Origin of the sequence: Bifidobacterium miconisargentati, from assembly GCF_019331675.1 — a bacterium.
GTDB lineage: Bacteria > Actinomycetota > Actinomycetes > Actinomycetales > Bifidobacteriaceae > Bifidobacterium > Bifidobacterium miconisargentati.
Genome location: NZ_JAHBBJ010000006.1, coordinates 63,568 through 83,048, shown reverse-complemented (window position 1 = coordinate 83,048; position 19,481 = coordinate 63,568). Strand labels below are relative to the sequence as shown.

17 protein-coding genes are annotated in these 19,481 nt (G+C 57.3%); 7 read left to right on the top strand and 10 right to left on the bottom strand.

What is annotated here, in order from left to right:
* Positions 1 to 59: 59 nt before the first annotated feature.
* The 3 genes from KIH81_RS05140 (at position 60) to KIH81_RS05130 (ending at position 2,329) form a co-directional block, all read left to right on the top strand.
* On the top strand, positions 60 to 440 hold the full coding sequence (locus tag KIH81_RS05140; protein ID WP_214304436.1) for a hypothetical protein: 381 nt from the start codon (positions 60 to 62) through the stop codon (positions 438 to 440).
* Between the two features lie 16 nt (positions 441 to 456).
* On the top strand, positions 457 to 828 hold the full coding sequence (locus tag KIH81_RS05135; protein ID WP_214304378.1) for a hypothetical protein: 372 nt from the start codon (positions 457 to 459) through the stop codon (positions 826 to 828).
* Between the two features lie 346 nt (positions 829 to 1,174).
* Entirely contained in the window at positions 1,175 to 2,329 is a 1,155-nt protein-coding gene (locus KIH81_RS05130; protein WP_214304377.1) for a YPYG domain-containing protein, read from the top strand.
* A gap of 92 nt (positions 2,330 to 2,421) precedes the next feature.
* On the opposite strand, the gene KIH81_RS05125 is transcribed toward KIH81_RS05130, so the two are convergent.
* A complete protein-coding gene (locus KIH81_RS05125; protein WP_214304376.1) occupies positions 2,422 to 4,026 on the bottom strand; it encodes a hypothetical protein in 1,605 nt (534 codons plus the stop codon).
* A 369-nt stretch (positions 4,027 to 4,395) separates the two neighbouring features.
* Here KIH81_RS05125 and KIH81_RS05120 point away from each other — a divergent pair, with 369 nt between their 5' ends.
* Positions 4,396 to 4,662: a hypothetical protein gene (locus KIH81_RS05120; RefSeq protein ID WP_214304375.1), complete on the top strand. Its 267-nt coding sequence runs from the start codon at positions 4,396 to 4,398 to the stop codon at positions 4,660 to 4,662.
* Positions 4,663 to 4,696: 34 nt separating this feature from the next.
* Positions 4,697 to 4,861 (top strand): hypothetical protein, encoded by a 165-nt coding sequence (locus KIH81_RS05115; protein WP_214304374.1) that lies wholly within the window; start codon positions 4,697 to 4,699, stop codon positions 4,859 to 4,861.
* A 102-nt stretch (positions 4,862 to 4,963) separates the two neighbouring features.
* On the opposite strand, the gene KIH81_RS05110 is transcribed toward KIH81_RS05115, so the two are convergent.
* From KIH81_RS05110 to KIH81_RS05095, 4 genes are all read right to left on the bottom strand, one after another.
* Positions 4,964 to 7,204: a PASTA domain-containing protein gene (locus KIH81_RS05110; protein WP_214304373.1), complete on the bottom strand. Its 2,241-nt coding sequence runs from the start codon at positions 7,202 to 7,204 to the stop codon at positions 4,964 to 4,966.
* On the bottom strand, positions 7,191 to 8,180 hold the full coding sequence (locus KIH81_RS05105; RefSeq protein WP_214304372.1) for a zinc ribbon domain-containing protein: 990 nt from the start codon (positions 8,178 to 8,180) through the stop codon (positions 7,191 to 7,193). Before KIH81_RS05105 ends, KIH81_RS05110 begins: the two co-directional genes overlap by 14 nt.
* 198 nt (positions 8,181 to 8,378) lie before the next feature.
* Positions 8,379 to 8,714 carry a hypothetical protein gene (locus tag KIH81_RS05100; protein WP_214304371.1) on the bottom strand — a complete coding sequence of 112 codons (336 nt, stop codon included), beginning with the start codon at positions 8,712 to 8,714 and terminating at the stop codon, positions 8,379 to 8,381.
* Complete coding sequence (locus KIH81_RS05095; protein ID WP_214304370.1) at positions 8,711 to 9,742, bottom strand: Abi family protein; 1,032 nt, start codon at positions 9,740 to 9,742, stop codon at positions 8,711 to 8,713. Before KIH81_RS05095 ends, KIH81_RS05100 begins: the two co-directional genes overlap by 4 nt.
* A 540-nt stretch (positions 9,743 to 10,282) precedes the next feature.
* Between KIH81_RS05095 and KIH81_RS05090 the strand changes: the two genes are divergently transcribed.
* Positions 10,283 to 10,864: a recombinase family protein gene (locus tag KIH81_RS05090; RefSeq protein WP_214304369.1), complete on the top strand. Its 582-nt coding sequence runs from the start codon at positions 10,283 to 10,285 to the stop codon at positions 10,862 to 10,864.
* Between the two features lie 190 nt (positions 10,865 to 11,054).
* Entirely contained in the window at positions 11,055 to 11,321 is a 267-nt protein-coding gene (locus tag KIH81_RS05085) for a hypothetical protein (RefSeq protein WP_214304368.1), read from the top strand.
* Positions 11,322 to 11,703: 382 nt separating this feature from the next.
* Here the strand turns inward: KIH81_RS05085 and KIH81_RS05080 are convergent, their stop codons facing one another.
* The 5 genes from KIH81_RS05080 to KIH81_RS05060 all read right to left on the bottom strand — a co-directional run bounded on the left by KIH81_RS05080 (position 11,704) and on the right by KIH81_RS05060 (position 19,412).
* A complete protein-coding gene (locus KIH81_RS05080) occupies positions 11,704 to 11,886 on the bottom strand; it encodes a hypothetical protein (protein WP_214304367.1) in 183 nt (60 codons plus the stop codon).
* Between the two features lie 189 nt (positions 11,887 to 12,075).
* On the bottom strand, positions 12,076 to 14,184 hold the full coding sequence (locus tag KIH81_RS05075) for an AIPR family protein (protein WP_214304366.1): 2,109 nt from the start codon (positions 14,182 to 14,184) through the stop codon (positions 12,076 to 12,078).
* Positions 14,184 to 15,167, bottom strand: a complete 984-nt coding sequence (locus KIH81_RS05070) for a PD-(D/E)XK motif protein (RefSeq protein WP_214304365.1) — start codon at positions 15,165 to 15,167, stop codon at positions 14,184 to 14,186. Before KIH81_RS05070 ends, KIH81_RS05075 begins: the two co-directional genes overlap by 1 nt.
* A complete protein-coding gene (locus tag KIH81_RS05065; protein WP_214304364.1) occupies positions 15,142 to 17,964 on the bottom strand; it encodes a Z1 domain-containing protein in 2,823 nt (940 codons plus the stop codon). The genes KIH81_RS05070 and KIH81_RS05065 overlap by 26 nt, the downstream gene beginning before the upstream one ends.
* Positions 17,961 to 19,412, bottom strand: coding sequence for an ATP-binding protein (locus KIH81_RS05060; protein WP_214304363.1), 1,452 nt, complete (start codon positions 19,410 to 19,412; stop codon positions 17,961 to 17,963). The genes KIH81_RS05065 and KIH81_RS05060 overlap by 4 nt, the downstream gene beginning before the upstream one ends.
* Positions 19,413 to 19,481 lie beyond the last annotated feature (69 nt).

Here is a 19,481-nt window from a genome sequence, read left to right as displayed (position 1 = left end):
CCACTCTGGGGTAGAACATCTGTTCTAATAATTCGGTTGGTTTCGAGGACGGAGGCGGCATGGCTTGGAGGATCATCACGCACAGGTGCGGGCATCGTGAGCGCATCAACGTCGACGGCACCTATGTGATTGTCGAGCAGCGGGTGCGCAGGGCCGAGGAGAGCCTGTGCGCGTCCTGCGCCGGCAACATCAGCCGACGGGACAACATGCTTGCCGGTTTCTGCACGCTCCTGGGATCGAAGGACCAGTGCGACCGGGCGGAGCCCATACGCATGCGCGTGCTCAACCAGGTGGAGGTGCTGGCCTCGCATGCGCGCATCGAGGATAGGGACGCTTTCCGGGAACTGCGCAGGCAGGTCCTGTGCCGCGATGACGCCGCATGGTGGATTGAGCATCGCAACGACGCCGTCACCATCCTCGCTCAGGACATCGAACTGTAAGGAATAGGGGGCGGTCATGAATGGGAAACGTGAAGAAGGGTCGACGGTGCTGCACCTGTGCGAATGGTACGAGGACGGGAGGCGGTATGTGGCGCAGTTCGAGACCCTCGCGGACGGTTCCATGTTCGCCGTGACTGACGATTGGAGCACCGGGGAGGAACTGTATATCAACCATGCGTTGGCGAGGCCGGATGGCACGGCGATGCCCGGCATCGAACGGCTGAGGTTCTTCGACCTGCCCCTCAGCCACAACGGCTGCTGCCGGCGCGACGACTACACCGCGTGGGAGATCGAGGTGAACGAGCAGATCGAACATGACCGGTTCGATGACGAGCTGCGCGCGTTGGGCGTATTGGACGACGGGGACACTATATTCGGCCGTCCGTGAATCGTTCGGCCGCCGGGAGTGCGTCGGAGACGTTACACGCGCGTGAAGGGAACGCAAGCCGCACGCATGGTGTGCACTTCCCCGTGGAAACGCGAACCGAGCCATACCCTGAGCGTGCGCAATTCGGAGCCGACCCCGAACCAATGGACGGGATCATGCAAACTAGAACATGCTGGATTGCAACGGTTTGCGCACCATGTCATGGCAATCCCGTCAGTTCACGGTTCCGGTGGTTACTCCGTTGTATGTCTCTGTGCTGTACAGCCGTCATGGCATGACGTTGCTCTACCACCGATCTTTGGCAGGTTAATATGGAATGCCATACGAAAACGAGGAGTAAGATTTTATGCTCGACCTAGATGGTATCAACAAGGGGCTTGACGATTTGAAGCGTCGCGCCTCCGAGTCAAAGACGCTGAAGAACATCGCCAACTCCGACGCCGTGCGTAACGCTGCTGCCGGCGCGTCGGATGCTGCCGCTGGTGCGGCGGACGCGGTCGCGAAGGCTGCGCAACGTCTGGAGGAATTCGCCAAGTCGAACGAGCGTAAGTCCTCTGGTGTGCGCTCATCCGAGCGGATGAGCGATGTGAAACCCTTCGCTGCATCTGATGACGGAAAAACCGGGGCGAGTTTGCCGGAGGATGGTCCGGAAATCATCCCGGTGACCGAGATCGTGGATGCGGGAGGCCCTTCGAAACCGTCCGATGGCGGTGCGCGTCACGGTGGCCGCCACGGCGGTCAGACTTCGAAAGCCAAAACGACTAAAAGTGATCGTGTTTTTCTGATTGCCATGATTGCCGTAATCGCCGCGTGCTTCCTGTACCTGGGTATTTCCGCGCTGTTGGATTCGCACGATGATACGGGGTCGGAAACACAGCAGACTGTCCAGACGACGCCCAAGGCATCAGAGACGCCGGAAGCTGATTCGTCTAAAGATGCTGAGGCGAAGCCGGAGACGGTGGACACGGGCGCACTCGTGGGCCGTGACGCCCGCGACGTCATCACCGATCTGCAGAACAAGGGTTTGACCGTCGACACCCGTTATGTCGCGAACCGTGACGCCGACCACACGTCCGACGTACTCGCCGACACCAGCACCAAGTACGTGGTTAAGGAGGCCTCGCAGACAGATTATATGGTCACGCTTATCGTGGAGGCCGACTTGGCCGCGTCGAAATCCGACGATTCCAGCGATTCCGGTTCGTCCGGCTCGGAGTCGTCTTCCGATACGGGTACCGGCTCCTCGGCGGGCGCGAGCATGACCGCCGCCGTGCGTGTGGCCTGCAATCAGGCCGGTGAACGCGCCTTCCCCTACGGATTCAAGGCGCATGGCATCACCGGCGTGGTCCAGGAGGTCACCCTGGAAGCCGATGGCACGTACGCGTACGTTGTCATGGCGGACGTGAAGAACGCCGCCGGACAGAAGCAGGAGCTGCAGGTCACTTGTACGGCAGTGTCCCTGCCCGACGGATTGAGCGCCCAGATCGTCGCCGCCAACTGAAAACTTCGAAAGTCGCGGCCGCAACGACATGACAGGGAACTCCCGCATCAGTGGAAGGACCTTTCATTCCTCCCCTGTGAATGCTGGTGGCGTCAGGCTCTCGCTTGGTCGACCGAGTCGAGCAGGTGGAGGATGTTGATGTCCTTCAGGCGTTTGTCGGCCGTGAGCTGTTCGGTGGGACGGATGCCTTGGTTGGTGTCGGTGTCGTAGACGATGGTGTCGGCCAGACGGGTTGATTCGTCCGTCCTGTCGTGGGCGGGTTCAGGGATCGTTTCGGTTTCGGTGTCGGCGGCGCATTCGTCGCAGGCCGGTAGACCGTCGATGGCGTGGGACATGTCGCCGAACTGTCCGCAACGGGAGCAGGTGCGGATCGCCGCGAGCCGGTAGAGGAACAGCAGGTCCGTCATGAGCGTCACGGGACCCGCCTGCCCGTTTCCTGCGGCCGTCGCGCCGGCGGCGGAATGACCGCTGTCGGACTGCCAGAAGATGCGGGGCAGGCCGAATTTCGTGTCGACGCCGGTGATGCGGAATCCTTCGAGGCCTTGGTCGATGATCTGCTGCATGTCGCGGATGAGTTCGGGGCCGAACGCGAGCTTCCACCCGTCGGGCAGACCGTAGAGGGGAGCGGCCCAGGTCCAGTGGTGTTCGAGGACGGTGTCGAGCATGCGTTTGGTGGTGTGCGCGACGAGGAGGTGGCGCAGCAGGGGCATGCTGATCTCGCTGGCGAGGATGCGTTGGCGGTCCTGTTCGGTGAAGTCGTACAGGTGCTCCCAGGTGTCCGTGCTGTCCCCGGACGGGTCGATCACATTCAGGACGGTACGGTACGTGAAGCAGTCGCGGGTCCACTTGTGGATGAGCCCGATGACGGTAGAGCGCGGGGTCTTCAAACGGGAATTGTTGCTGTATTCTGCCTGCAGCGCGTAGCTGAGACGTCGGTAGTGGGCCTGAAGCGCGGGCGAATCGTCCGGTGTCCAATCGTAATCATCCATACTGGGATCGCACCGGTATTCCAGGGCGATGAACTCGGCACTCAGGTCGTTCATGCGGTCGTGCTGCGTCTCGGCGAGCTGCCAGTCGTCCTGGTCGTCCACTGGATACGTGCCCTGACGGCAGGCGTACCGGTCCATCGGATCGTCGACCAGATCGCCGTCGCTTTTCCTTGGGTCCTGTTCCATGGTCTCGTGGATTTCACGGCGTTGGTCGGGGTCGGGCCAGGCCAGGGGCTCCAACGCGAGCAGACGTTCACGCCAGACACGGGACGCCCGGTTCATGCGGTCGAACTCGTAGGATTCGATGGCCTCGCGCTTCTCGCACAGGGCATGCCATTCGTCCGTGTAAGCCCGGTATCGTGCGTCGTCGCCGTCCCGCTTGGCGCGGTAGGCGAGCAGGCTCACACGTTCCAGGAGCCGGGAGAGGGCCTTTTCACCGTCCTCGAACACGCGCATCGTGCCGCGGGCCGATACGGGTTCGCGTGGGGAGCGTCCCTCGGCGATGTCGTTCTGAATGGTCCGGCTGACCTGACGGGCGAGGTATTGGAGCGCGGCCTCACCGTCCGGCGAGCTTACGCTTTCTATTTCCGGGTATTCCAGGCAGGATGCGGTGAACGCGAGCAGTTCCTCGTCCCACTCGACCCGGTACGTCAGCTCGAACGCGGGATCATTGCTCCAGATACCCCAGTAGGCCATCCTCAACCCCATGGTCGGCTCCTTTCCGTTTTTCGACGGATCTCCTGTCCCGATTCTCTCTCGGAACGTCCTACCCCTCATAACCGGACAACTCCATGTTTGGCATGCGGGACTGCCGGGTGTTCCGACGGTGTGTTTCGAACCGTGACAGTGGAACCGGGATTCCAGCCCGATGGTCCGCATGAGGGTTCCGCGGTGATTTCCGGGACCGGCCCGGCTGCTTCAATGGCGCGTTCTTGGGTGCCGACATGGCGGAATCGTTGGCTCCTATCGGTAATCCGAAGTACGTGATTACCGGCAAGGAGCGGGGTATCGCGGTCGGGCATGGGTCTTTCCTTGTAATGTGTGACAATTAACACCGACACGGAGAAAGAAGCACCGATGAGCAACCTCAGCCTCGAAAACCTCGAAGACAGCGTCCTCTACGACCTGTTCTATGAGGCCGGATCCATCCTCGGAGGGTCGCTCCTGGCGAAGGAACGCGAAGCCAGGCAAGAAGGCGACCTCGAACAATACCGGAAATTCCACGATGAACGCATGGCGATGCGCCGGGAACGCATGTCGGTCAAGTCCAATGACCGCGCGCTCCAGATCGAATGCAAACGCAAGTGGGATGCCCGCGTGAAGGAACTCAGGGAGTCCCGATGAAACTGCTACCAGAGGGCGGGTAGGATACGGTGTTATGACTGTGGTTTCAGGAAGTCATGCGCATCGGAAGACGGTCGGCGGATGGGTGCTCACATCCGCCGACCTCGCGGAATTGGAACGTCTCGAGGACGAACTCGAACGTTCGCTCGCCGAGCTCGACGAACGATTGGAACGGCTACGCGGATCCTGGCGCGGGTGATTCGACGACACAAGTCTCCGATGATTCCGTGAAAGGCCGGAATCATATCGGATTCCGGCCTTTCACGGAGTTGTTTATCTGCGGAGCGTCTGATACTGGTGGTCAGCTCAGATCTGATCTGAATGGAAGACCGCTTTCCGACTGGTTATTGAGCAGCATGGGGCCGCTTCCTCCCAGCCGGTTCACCCATGCGGCGGTCTCCTCCGGCATAGCGGAGGAATCGAATCCGTCGGGGAAACCGGTAAACGTGCCGCAAGGTCCCATGCCGGTGGCATCACCGCTTGCGTTGTGGTAACGGACTCCTTGCCTGATGGTGCTTTCGTCGGGTGTTGTGGCCAGTTGGAACGCAGAGGTGTCGCATTCCAACGTGTATGAGCCGTCCTTGTTCTTCGTGATTGATTTGAAACGGCCGGTGAAGTCATTCACCTCGACGGTGCCGTTCGGATATCCATCGCCGGAATCGCCCATGTTCGCATCCTGGAAATGACCGGAGAATGAGCCATCCGACTTCATCTCCAGACTGGTATACCAGGCCCCTGCTCCGCCAGAGAGCATGTACTTGCCGGCGAACGGCGTGAAGTCGGATGTTCCCTTGGTCTTGGATGGGACGCCGCCGGTGCTGATTGTCTTGCCGTCGAGCAGATCCCAGTCGATGGGCTTCTCGACGAGGTAGTACACGTTCTTCGTGTTGGGCGCGTCCTTGAACGGGACGGGCTTGGCGTTGCTGGAGGGGACGAACGGGCTTGCCGCGTATGCCTTGATGGTGGACGCATCCACGGGGCTGTACTTCGTCTTGTCCCGGATGACGACGTAGGGTCTGTCCTTGTCGGGCGTGTACGTGGTTTTCCCGTCGAAGTAGCCGTCGGCTTCCAGGGTCTTGAGGTCGGCGTCGACGGGCATGTAGAGCAGGAAGTCCTCGGCCTTGTAGACCACACCGGTGCTTGGCGTCGAGGCTGTTGGGTCGCTCTTGGGTGTCCCGTTGTCGCAGTAGGTGCCCGGGCTGCCGGACATGGGGAGGTTCCCGCATACGGGCAGTCCGCCGCCGGCGTAGAGCTCGAACGCACCGGTGTCTCCGGAGATGAGGTGATTCTTCGTTGTCTTTTTCGCGTATTCCTCGTCGGTCTGTGATGCCGGGGCGCAGTTCACGTTTTGGGTGTATGGGCATGCGCCCAGTACGCCGTCGCCGAGGATGTCTGATCCGCCTTCGCCGTTCAGCCCCACTCGGTATGCATCCACCGCGCCGTACGAGTTTCGTTCATCGAGGGTGATGCAGTCGCCTCCGTCCGTGCAGTATTCGCCGGCCAGACGGTTCACGTGTTCGATTTGCGTGTAGCTCCTATCACCCATCTTCAGCGTCCCGTCCAATACCTCGTATCGGCCGGATGCGTCGACGCCGTAGTAGAGGGTGACGTCCTTGGTGTCGGTTTTGACGCCGATGGCGGGGTTGGCGCCGACGATTTTGCCGAGGTATTGGCGGCTGGAGAAGCGGGGTTCCATGGTGACCGTGTAGCCTTTCTTCTCCAAGGCCGCTTGCGCGTCGTCCTTGTTTTGTCCGGCGATTTCGACGGGGATGCCCTCGCCTTCGACGCCGACTCCAAGGTGGATGCCGTCCTGGGTGTCGGTGACCGGGTCTCCGTCGGCGGGCGTGGTGATGACGACTTGGCCGGGTTTGTCGGAGACGACCTCGTGTTCGGTGAGGGTAACGCCCATGCCTTTGAGGTTGTCTTCGGCTTTGTCGGGCGTGAGTCCGACCGTGCCTTCGGGCACGCCGGGCCCGGCGGATTCGACTACCGTGACGGTGCTGCCGGCGTTGAGCCTGTCGCCCGGCTTGGCGCCGTCGAGTCCGAGGTAGGAGCCCTTCTTGGCCCCGGCGTACTGTTTCTTGCGCACGACCTTGAACCCGTGGCCCTCGAGCTGGGACACCGCATCCGAGGCGGTGTCCACGCTGATCTGGGGTACGGTCTTCGGGCCGAACACGTTCCAGGCGACCAGGCCGCCGGCGACCACGCATATGGTGATCAACGCCGCCAGGATGGTGATGAGGATCGCGCGACGGTGATCCGGTTTCACGGCCGCGGCGGTCGTGTCGGCGCCTCCCGCCTGCGGCGTCGGGTTTGCCGGGATCGGCGGCATGGGTACGGGCGCGGCGGCACCGGATGCCGGCGGGGGCGTGCCGGGAGTGGCCATGCTGGTCGGGGAGGCGGCGGGAGCCTGTGCGGAGGGTTCCGGTACGGGCGTCTCTTTGAGGGTGTGGGTGTCGTCGGTGGGGGTGAGGGATTTGCCGCAGTCGATGCAGTATTTGCTGTCGGGCTGGTTCTGGGTGCCGCATTCAGGACAGGACATTGGAGATCGCCCCCATGAAGGTCAGGCCGAGCGCGCCGGCGACGATGGTGGTCAGGATGATGCTGATGATGGTCTGGAGGATGGCCATGAGGAACGTGGTGAGGAATCGGAGCCATTGGCCGTCGAGCTTGCGGCGGGATTCACCCTCCCAGACGAGCACGTACACCCAGATGGATTGCGCCCATGAGGCCAGCGACCAGACCGCGAGGGCGAGCGGGTCCAGGTGCACGAGGGCGAGCAGGAGCGCGGCCGTGTACGAGACCGTCCACGGGGACAGGCGGTGCGCGTATCCGTCATGCAGGGATGCGAACGTGTCGGGCGAGGCCATGATCGCGCGCGTCAGGCGCAGGCAGCCGAGCGTGGCGTACAGGAACGCGGTCGTGCCCAGCCAGATCCCGAAGAACAGGGCCGTGCCCGCGCGGGTGACCAGGTCGTCTACGTAGTAGGCGATCTCGTAGGGCATGTAGTAGCCGAACTCGTCGTAGATGTGGCCCAGGATCACGATGAACGTCAGGGCCGAGATCGCGGTGGTGGCCAGGATGACCGCGATTCCGTACCACGCCTTGCCGCCGCCCGTCTCGGACGGTTTCGTGACGAACGTCTTGAACCATTCGCCGAACGCGCGTGCCTCGGCCTTCGCCTTCTCCTGCTGCTCGGGAGTGAGCAGTGGCTTGACCTCGGAAGGCTGTGGCACGCCGGCAGATGGGGCGGTCGGCGTCGGGGTGGGTGGCTGCATAGGTGCGGCCGCGGGAGCGGGAATCGGGCCGGAGGCGGTCGGTGGCATCGGGATGGACGGTTGCGGCGGGACCGTTGGCACAGGCATGGGCTGCGCCGCGACGGGCGTGGATGCCGGGGCGGACGGTTGTGGCGTGGCGGGCGCGGGCGACGCGGCTGCGATGATTATCGGGGTGCCGCAGCCGCGGCAGAAGCGCGCCTCGTCGGGGCTTTCCGTGCCGCATTTCGGACAGGTGTACATTCGTGTTCCTCCCTCTCTCAATGGGTGAAAACTGGTTATGTGGAATGTTTTAGGGGATTGCCGTCCCTGAAACGCCGTGACGCCCGGAATATCGCGGGTAAAGGGGGCGTCAATCGGGGTGGTTCCGGCCGGTGGTTGGCTGCGGTTCCGGATTCGTCAGTGGAAGCCGAGGCTGACCGTGCCTCGAAGCTCCTGCGGTCAGCCTCGGCTGTAGCGGTCGATGACCTGCTGTGCGGCCTGACGGTCGGGGCCGTCCCGCCCGTCGAGGGGAAGGATGCGGTCGCGTTCGACGGTCATGTTCTTGAACATCATCGGCTCGTCCTCGTCGATGATGTCGTACGACCATTCGTTGCCGAAGAAGTCGTGATAGTTGACCGCGCACACGACGCCCGTGTGCGTCCTGCCGTCGTAGTCGAAGGCCACGCGCGCGTACCGTTCGAAGACGATGCTCGCGCGGTTCAGGTCGACGTGCTTGGCGGCGATACTGCCGGCCGCGTGGCCGGTGTTGGTTTCCGTCTTGGTTCGGCTTCTCACTTGCTCTCCTCGATGGTGGGCAGGTCGAAGTTCCACAGGATCTGGTTCTTCCAGTGGTCGGGGATGCCCATGGTCTTGTTCGGGCTCATGCCGGGCACGTCCGTGGGGAACGCCTCGAGGCAGCGCTTGAGGTTCAGGGCCTCGTCGTCGTCACCGAGGTTGCGCAGCATGTACGCGATGACGGCGATCTGCCCGTAGATCCGGGTGCGGCGTCGGGACTGCTGGAATTCGCGGTACGTCTCGTAGCTCATGCGGGCCAGGTTCTCGAGGCGCTGCAGGTAGGCCTCGTTGGCCTGCTTGGCGTGCGCGAGTTCGGGGCGCTGCTCCCAGTTCGGGATGTTGTCGAATTCGCGGTCGAACAGGCGCTCCTGATGGGCGACGCTGTTGCGCAGTTCGATTAGAGTCGGGAACCAGGAGCGCAGGGCGCCGCGGGAGACGCCGAAGTCGGCGGCGATCTCGTCGCGGTCCTCGGGCTTCATACACAGCAGCAGGCTGATGAGGTTGCTCAGGGTCATGGCCTCGGTCGCGGCCCATAGGGGCATCTGGCCGTCGTAGTCGTTCCTGAAGTGCTCGGCGTAGTCCTCGTTGTTGCGTTTGGCCTCGCGGGTGAACGAGCTGACGAAGTTGGCGTAGTCGACCACGTCGAGGTCGTCCTTGAGCATCGCGGGCTTGAGATAGGCGAACGCGTCGCGACGGCCCAGCACGTAACCGGTCTTGACGCGCAGGGCGACCTCGATCTTGCTCAGCGCGGAGTACAGGGCGGCGCGCAGCTGCTCGTCGTACCGGTACAGGCGCATGACGTGCTCGAAGCGCGCGCCCTCGACGAACTCGTCGAGCCTCTTGCCGGTGGCCTGGTCGATCCTGCGCAGCGGATACCAGTAGCCGCTCAGACGGTAGTAGCCGATGCGGGCGAACTCCATCGCGTACTCGTGCGCGTCGGTCATGCCGCGTTCCTCCACGCGGCTGATCTGCTCGTCAAGGCTCAGCCAAGGCTTGTCGTAATGCGGCTTGTGGTTGTTGCGTCCCATGTGTTCCTCGCTTCCGGAAAGATCCTGCACGCGCCGGGCGTTCCCGCCGCGTCGTCCCGGCCCTCTCGCCGTGACACTGAAGACAACCGGACAACACGGCGTGACGGCTTGGAATCGCAAACCGCCTTCATGGTTTCTTCACATTCCGGTACGAGGTATGCGCTATCCGGGAGGAATAGTCAGACGGGATTCGTCATGTCGTGTGAGATGGGAGGTGCCTGTCCGGGCTTTGCCGTCGGAGGGGTGAGTCGTCTTCGGTGTGGATGGCCGCAGTGGTTTCATATACGGATGCGCGACGGGTGAAGGGTATTCATCAAATCGTGATTTGACAAATCACGATTTGATGGAATGGGGCAGCATGGAAGACTCCGCGGTCGGCGGGCATGTGACGCTTGGTGTCCGAAAACGACCGTTTGCGGACACCTGACGGCCGGATTGGGGCATGTCTCCGACACGCCGGGCGAATGTGTATCAAAAACCGTCCCGTAAACAACGTATCAATATTCGATGCCTTTCACGGGTTGTGATACGTTTGCGGGTATGGGAAAGCGATTCGGGTACGCCAGGGTGAGCACGAACGGCCAGACGGCCGACCTCCAACGCGACGCATTGGACAAGGCCGGGTGCGACCGGCTGTTCGTCGATGTCGCCTCGGGTGCCAAGGCCCACCGGTCCGAACTCGACCGGATGATGGAGCTCCTCAGGGAGGGCGACGTGGTCGTCGTCTGGAGGCTCGACCGTCTGGGCCGGAGCGTGCAGAACCTCGTGGAGCTCATGAACCGGCTCCAGGAGATGGGCGTCGGGTTCGTCAGCCTCAACGAGGCCATCGACACCACCACGCCCGGCGGGATTCTCGTGTTCAACATCTTCGCCGCCCTCGCCCAGTTCGAACGCGACCTCATCCGCGAACGCACCAACGCCGGCCTCGAGGCCGCACGGGCCCGCGGGCGAAAGGGAGGCCGGCCCGCCAAGCTCGACGGCAGGCAGGTCAGGGAGATCCGCCGCCTTTACGAGTCTCGGACGGTGACCGTCAACCAGATCGCTGCCATGATGGGCGTCGGCCGCGCCACCATCTACCGGGCGCTCGAACGGGGCGGCGGGAAATCAGCCGTCGCGCGCTAGTCGGACTCCATCGAACCGGGATGGATCTGGCCGACGATGATTATGGCCCTGCCTGTTTTGCCTGTGGAATGGGTCGTGTCTGGGTGTACACAATTATTGACGAGCGTCAATAATTGTGTACATATGAGCACTGAGTTCCTTTAATCGGTCGCCCCGGAAATCGTTGTAGCGTGGCAGGAAATGTTTGGATATGTCCGATTCCATGATTGAGATGCAAGCTCTTGGCAGTTGCAACAGCTTCGATCTGCTGTTCAACCCGGTTAACAATCGAATCATTGCCGAGCGGAAAACTGATCTGGCCACTGCGTTGTTTGATTATCCCTCCCTCGCCTTAGCCCGCCAATGGGGATGCAGCGGCGAAGATATCCGAAATCTGCTGGACTATCTTAAAAGTGATCGGCCAAGGCTGAGGAATGCAAAAAGAGAATCCGGGATTAGTGCGAGGATATCCAGCTAAATGGATTCGGCCTCGTCAGGTGGTCTCTACGCTACGGCACAGGTGCACGAATTCCATCTTTACGCTTGTCCCGAACACTCTCGTACAACTGCTTTCAAAGCCGATGAAAGGATAACGCCAAGTTCGGTAGCAGGCGGGGCAAAGAGATCTGCCGTTTCTACGAGTCCAAGGTGGTAAGGCTTGATGTAAGTCGGAGTACATCGGCTGACGTTTCCCCGTGCATGAGGGCTACCTTACCGTGCTTGTAGGCAAGGTGTTTACGAACAGCTTGCCTACAAGCACGGTAAGAATTTGAGATGCTGTTACCGCATCGCATGGTGATGACACATCATCATGTTCGGCTTGATGGTTTTCGGCCAGAGAAAACGTCGGTCGTGTCGTGTTATCGGTCGCCGTGGCGGGCGATCTTGTATCTGCCGTCGCCGGAGAAGAAGCCGGAATGGCGGTCGGCGTAGTCCTCGGCCTCGTCGATGGATACGTCTTCGAGCACCGCTTCGTCGGTGAGGAAGCACCAGCCTTCCCTGATCACGTCGTACGTGTTGAACAGGCTCGACAGGAAACTCATACCGGCATACATATAATTCACAAACAAGATTCCTGCATAGGAGACTCGATTATAGGATTCGCTTGGATGGTGCGGTCAATGGGAGGATGCCGGATTGGAAAGTTGAAGAAAGCTAAACTCCACGATATCCAAGACTCGTCCGGCGGCTCGTAGGTGTTTCCTCGAGCCGCCGGACGGTCATGATGGCGGTCAGTCGATGTTCTTGATTCGATAGGGACATCCGACCTTGGCCAAGCGTTTCATGAGCTGGACGATGACGGCGCTCTGCTTATCACTGGGAATCTTGCTCGGCATGGAGGCTGCCACGTTCACGCAGCCACGTTCCTTGACGTCGCCTTCGTTTTCGTCGATAAGCCATTGCGCGACGTCCTTCCAGAACGGGGCGCCCATCTTGACCACTGACGAGGTGTATTCGATGCCGTTGGTTTCCCTCTGTTCCTTGGAACTATGACGGTTACGCCGCCACTCTTCGCGTGGTGATATGAGTTCGTCAAGCCATGCCTTGTTCCACTCGACATGAAGCTGCTTGACCGCTTCCCAACATCTCGGTTGCTTGGCCCACTCGCTGATATTGCGGTATCCCGGCGCCGGGTGCATGAGAATCGGATGAACAGCATCGGCCGCTTCGCGAATAGCCTGCTTGAATGGTTCGTCCAATGTCTGTGCGTCCCAAATTCGCTCGTAATCAACCTTGCGGTTGACCTGTCGTACCGCTTCTGCGATAAGGCCTATGGCCAGTACCACATGTTGGGAACGATATCCGCCGGCTTCATACCATTCCATCTGCGGGATGGTCTTTTCGGTGGTATCCCAGATGATTTTCTGGGCGATTAGTGTCTTGTAGTAATACTCGTTGAATTGAGTGTTGTCTTCAGTCCATTGCTCTGCAATGTCCTTGGCGAATTCGGCGAAATTCTTCTGTGCCCCTCGATTGACATAGTATGCTTTGTCAGTCCAAACCATGGCATACTTCGCCAGATCGGTCTTGGCAAACTTCTGACTCTTGGGGTATTCGGACAAGAACTTGGTCTTGTCTGCCCGCGACATGTACGCCTGTGCATCGCCATACTGGCCGCGCGCCCTCTCATAGAACCATTTGGTCTGTGTGAAGCTGCCTTCTTGCGCGGGGGCAAGGATACGACGGGAGAACGATTCGATACGCGTATGGAACGGATGATTGGCGAACAGATCCGCCTGAGACACCTTGTTCTGACTATTGGCGTATTCCGATATGCGGGGGACGAGATCCTCGGCCTGCTCTGGGTTCACGATGCTGAGTTTCATCTGTACAAAGACCTTGCTGAGATCTTTTCCGGCCCGATATGCGGCGTAAATAGAGGCGGTGGTCTGTCCTCCGTTGACTATCTGTAGATTATCGAGTGACAGGATATTCAACCCGTCGCCCGTCATCTTTGTCTCGATGTGTTCGGCCGTTGCGGTGATGCCGTTATTGAAGGAGAAGAACAGTTCCGGTTCGCTCTCCAGAGTGCGTTTGATTCCTTTATTGACATTGCTGCGGGCTTGAAGGAACACTCGTACGTTTTGCTCGAGAAGCCTTGCTCCCCAACGATCATAAATATGAGCTAGATCATTGCCTGGCACCGCGGCGAGATAAACGGGATTCTTCGTGTTTGACGCACTGGCAAGTAACGCCCGCAATGGGTGCAGCGGTTTTTCCGCAAAGTCCACTCGAAGAGGTTCCTGACCGTTTATAGCCCGGCTAAGGGCGAACAGCCGATTGATGTCCCATACGCTGTAGCTAATTGAACGGGTTTGGTAGCTACCCGCTGTCTTGCCGTCGATGCGACTGCTCAGTACTTTGTTCGTTAATAGATACAAGCGGATTTTAGTAATACGATTCCATCTCGTATGAATGAGATCCGCGAGTCCGAAACCGGGATCTGACACTTCCAGCGATTTTCTCCATTGCGGTTTGAGGGCCGAATCGAGATACCGCATAAGTCGATTGAGAATGGTGTTCATATCGCGGGCGCCCAGAGTTTGCAAATCCGGCCCTTGGTGAAAATCCAAAATAATGAGACCAAGTGTAAGCGGCTCATCAGGGTCAGCGGTCGCTCGACTGTCAAGAGGATCTCCGCAGTAACCGTCAACGCGCAAGGTGCCATTTGCCGGCTGATAGCTAGCGCGGATTGCTTCGTTCATTTCGCCAGCATCAACGAGATACTCCGTAAACTTATCGAAGAATATGTCTTCCTTCCACCCGCCGGTTTCGGCTTCGTTGACGATGTCTTGGAAGAATTCCTCTGCGAATTGTTCCAATTCATTCGGTTTGGGCATCATGCTCCTTTCAACGTGGCCAGAAGTTCTTCCTTCGTTGCTTCGAACTTACCGCACAAAGCAAGGTTAATACGGTATGTAACGCCAAAAATTGCCGAATCGAGCGAGGACCTGTCAAGGTGAGGGAAACCATCTGCAACCTTGAAAATACGGCTTATCCCTTGGGACCAAGCACTTCCGTCATAGTTGTCCATGCCGAAATAGCCAGCATGGGCAAGCTTCTCCTCGAATTGTGCCTCGGCCATAGGAGAGTTGATTTGTTCGTGGACGCGTTCAACATACTGCGTCAACGTTAGACCGTTTCCGTCGGTAGCTTGATTGAGTTCAACGACGAAAAGGAACAGTCGCTCTTTCTCGTTGACACTAAGCTGGTCGATAGAACTTACTGTAATGCCGGGGGTCCCGGAGCCGCGATTCGATTTGACTTCGATGGCATCCTGTCCAAGAGTGAAGTCGTGCACCGCCCGGTCGGGGCCAGTCCAAGCCTCAACTGCGTCATACTCGTCAAATGTTGACAGAAGCACCTCCAAACAGATTAGTTCAGCTATAAGTCCCTTTTGCTCTTCCGGACTTAAGTCGAGTCGTTCCGTCTGGAAAAAGACGGCCCACCGTTCCAATCGGCAAAGACATATCTGCCTTTGCCGATCGCTCGGGACATTTTGAAGAACAGCGATGATATCAAGGCAAACCTTGAGGAAGACATCCTGCATTGAAGGGTCGGTAAGTTCAAGCGCAAGGAGGTGCCTCAGTGGGTCTTCTCTGATGCGCATTCCTTTGAAATGAGGGATGCGTGAAGATCCATTGCTGTCGTTGTACTCCACTATCAGCGACCGGTTCCCCGATTCGCTGATAGCCCAGTCGATGCGACATCCGCTGGGATTCAAAGAAGTGGACACCCTTTTGCTGGGATAGTATTTGGCGGATGAGGCACCACGGATGCTCCGCCATGGATCTGAATCAGTCATCTGGAGTGGCGTCGTCATCTTGTTCCTCGTTTTCGATGTCGGGCGTAAGACCCATGTGTCTGATCATGACGTCGTTATAGGTGTAGTACGTTTCCGCTGGTATTCCGACTTCGGGGAAACTGATGCTCCATCCTATGGCTTCTTCGGCGTAGTCATAGGATGGCCATATATCGTGATTCCGGATTGCCGTATTTTCCAGCCAGTTCTGCTGGTAATCCTTTTCGTCTTTAAATTGCAGCATGACAGGATGAATGATGAGCAACGGTTTACGGCCGGGAACTTGGCGATAATAGATATCGGACACATTCTTTTTGCTTGACTCATCCTTATGCTGTTCGTGGAAACGATCTTCCGCTTGACGCACTTGATCCTTGTTAAGGGTCACTTTCTCCACTCCGCGGCTAGCCAATCGTCCGTTTTTCACCATGAATACGAGATCAGTGGTATCGGGACTTGGGCTGCGGCGTTCACGGCGAAGCGAGACTTGTTTGTTCGGATCAGTGTCGGACAGGTGGAATTCGCCGGAGGACCCTGCCTCTCCGGAAGCTATGTAGATGTCCCACGAATCATGCCCATACTCATCGAGTCGAGAGATATGTCGGATAATCGACGCTGGCTCCGATTTCGGGGATCTGCTGCAATTATGATATTCGCGGATGAACTGCCTAACCGTGCCACTTGGTACGTTGCGATACAGCAGGCCCTTGCCGTACTCCGGCGCAATTGCTTGATATCCGTGTGCTTCCAGCTCGTCAAGGAGCTCTTCAGCAGCCTTTGTGTTAAGTCGACACGTTTTCTCATCGCGGTTAAAAGCAATCGTTTCGATGAATGCGCCGTCGAGGCTGACTTTCTCTGACTTGAAGCGCTCTCCAGCTCCCATCTTGTTGCGTGCCGTAATCATTAAGGTATCTGGATCAGTGCGCACACGCAGACCGTATTGATCTGGCGTCGAATGTGCATTGCACATAGAACGAACCTGATCTGTGAGATCCTTGGTCGCAGTGGCAACGTAAGCATACCAATCAGCTGATTGGCGGGTCATCCAGATCCGGCAAAGATGTTCGTACCCGAAACGATAGCCGAACCATCGAGCCATCTGCATCAGCGAGTCGTATGCCTTTGCGTTTCTTGCGTAGTAGGACACGAGCAAACCTTCTAATGTCAGACCGCGCGATAAGCGGTATCCGCCGATGGCGATAACTCGTTGCGCCATATGCCCGTAATCCAGTGTGTCGTTAGATTGGGAGTTAATCTCTACGATGTGCAGCGGCTTTACTGTATCTGCGAGTGAATGCTGCACGTCTCCCCATGTGAATTCCTCTTGAGGATACTGTTTTTCCCAAGTCAACTTGAGCTCTCGCAACAGGCGGCTGGAAGCGAGAGCTTGCTTCTCGGGAAGAGAAGAGAACGAATTAATGGCATTTTTGTATTGATCAACATATTCGCTAACAAGGTAATATACGGAATGCTGTACGGATTTGTACGGTGACATGTTGATCATCATCGACATATGTTCGTCTGCGTCTCTAGACAAGACTCGGAGGGAACATGCTACGATAAATGCTCTGACAGCCTCTTCGAGGCTCTCCGGCAAGCCGGTTAAAACGTCTCCGCTACGTCGCTTTATTCCTTGAGACTCGTCGTCGTCGGTTATCCAGCGTAGATACTCTGGAAATCCATTGTCTTTGTCTCCGAAGACTTTTTCTGCTCCGAAATATGCATCAGATTGCTCAAGGGTATAGATAAAACTGCGAGGGAAGATGTCATCGCCTTTTTTATCATCATGGCTTGTGGAATCAATGAGGACATTTGCGAATGGCGTAGCAGTATAACCTACATAGGCACTCTGAGAAAACAGCTGAAGGATTCCTCTGATTTGCCCATTGATTTTGGAGATTTCTCCTTTATCGTAAGAGACATTGATGGAAGCGTTGTCTGCCTCGTCATCAATAAGCAGCAGAGGACCGTCATCTTTGCAATTAGTTTCCAACCAGAGAGAGATTTCCCGTAGCGAGTTGGCGTTCTTTTTGATGACGAACACCAGTGGTTCCCGTATATGTCCTGAAGTTACGCCTCGCATTGTATCTTCGGTGACCTTGTTGAAATCACGATTTCGTGATGTGCCCAGCAGAGGTCTCCTGCTGTTGCTGCAACCGATACCGACTCCGACGCGTTTTCTCTCCACTAGATCGTAGCCGATGAATCCATCCTCAATGCGCTCCTGCGTCTGGTTGCGCAGCACGTTATAAATACCGGCCATGACGATGATCACTTTATAACCAGCATCCGCCGCTTTCGAAATCAAACCGATGTAATTTGCAGTCTTTCCGGATTGCACAGAGGCGATTACCAGACCTCGGCGATCGAAAGAACTCTCTGATTTCGGGTCAGCGATTCGGTCAAGAATGTTATCCGTATCCTCGTTCATTGAACGAATTGTTGATTCGCTCCAATGCTTTCGTTCTCGCAAGTATTTACGGTATCGATCCCAGTAAAACCAATCAATGGATGGTTTACGTTCGTTCAGCCAAGGTTGCGTATTCTCATCTTGGTAGCCAAATCCTACAGGCTTGAAATAACTCTCTCGCTCTTCGTATTCTTGAACTAGTTTGTCGATATAGTCATTAGGAACAGATGCGCAAATATCCTTGAATTCAGGTCGGACTATTGCAGCGACGTTAAACCAATTCCGGAAGTTGTCTTTAATCATCTCTTCGGTAATTGGAGTAGAACTCGTTTCTCGATCCTGTATTCGACCGAGTTCCCGCGCGACATTCTCATAAATCCAATCGGATAGATCTTTGATGCTGGTCATAGTTCCTCTATTCCTAGTGCAGACAGAGTCTCATTCCATCGGCTACGATACGGTTCGATCGAACGCATGGACTCGATCGCTCCCTCTTCATCTTTGAATTGCATGATGGCTGCGTAAAATGTTCGAGCGTTCGTTGCAAAGTCGTCATGCGACAGTCGTTGAGATTCCACAGCGTCGGCGTCATTTGAAATATCGTAGAATAGCGCCTCGGTGGGGAGCATGGAACCAATGAACGCCATAAGAGAACTGAAACGGTTGCGTAGAGAATCGTCCAGTTCATCGCCGAATGCACGTACTAAAGGATGTTCCATGTTAATGCCGTAAGTGGTCTTTTCTCCGTTTTCAGAGCGTGTCCATATGGGATATACGTCTGGGCTAGTAAGACGCGCTCCACGTCGGCTATAGACTTTGCGAGAGGGAGCTCCAATAGCTTGAATAAGGGCCTTGACCCGTTTACGCACGACTTCTGGCATCTGGGCAGAAACTTTTTTGACGTCAATCTTCCACGTCTCATCTTGATCCGTTCCGATGTCTATCTTTACCCGTGTCAGCTGCGTTAGTGCGGTCTTCTTGGCGAGGCCAAACCATGTTCCGAAAATAATGAGACGCTTGGCCCGATATAGATACACGCCTTGATTGCGAAGATATCCTCCACGAAGCCCATATCGTTCGTACGCGGCTTTATCTGCATACGTAGAGATGTGAGGTAGCGTGAACGAACGTAATGTAACGCCAGGGCAGACGATTTCTTCAGGGGAAGCCTGAGTGGCGTCATTGGACATGTTGAAAGGGTCCAGCGGTTCAAGCCCGCGGCCATTGAATGAAATACTCAGGTTTGGGGTTCCTTTTTCCTTAGACAGAAATCTGTGGAACACCAAGGAAAGATGATCTTGGGCTTCGCTGATTACTCGGTCATAGTCCACACGGCCCGAGCCATTGTCTCCTGTGAGACAGTCGACTTTTTCCCACAGTACCAAAGTGCCATTTTCCGGCAATGTGTCATACCCGAAAATCTCGTTATAATCAGTGCGCTCTAGCACAGACCAAGAATTCTCTCGAACGACTGTGTCGAGGTCCCATGTGAAGGCTGACGTCTGTCCATCTCGTCGGGATGCTACGGTCAAACGCCGGCATTGAGAGAACGATGCTGTCTTCAAACCCAGTCCGAATCTTCCCAAGTCTCCAATAGCCCGCTCGTCCCGAGGATTGGAGCTGCCTAGTCGCATTGCTCGCAGCAAAGATTCTCTGTCCAAGCCATTGCCATCATCGAGGATGGCTACCTTGAACGAGTCATTCACCGGAAGCGCCATGATGTTTATAGTCGAGGCGTTTGCGGTGATTGAGTTATCGATGACATCGGCGAGGGCACTCTCGAAGGAGTAGCCGATATCTCGAAGGCTTTCGATAAGGATTTTTGGTTCTGGAGTCAGTTCGATTTCGTCTGTCATGCTCTGACTCCTGTCTCCTTTGCGTGTCTTAGTGTCGATTATAAAGCGACCGACATTTTCATCAAGGCG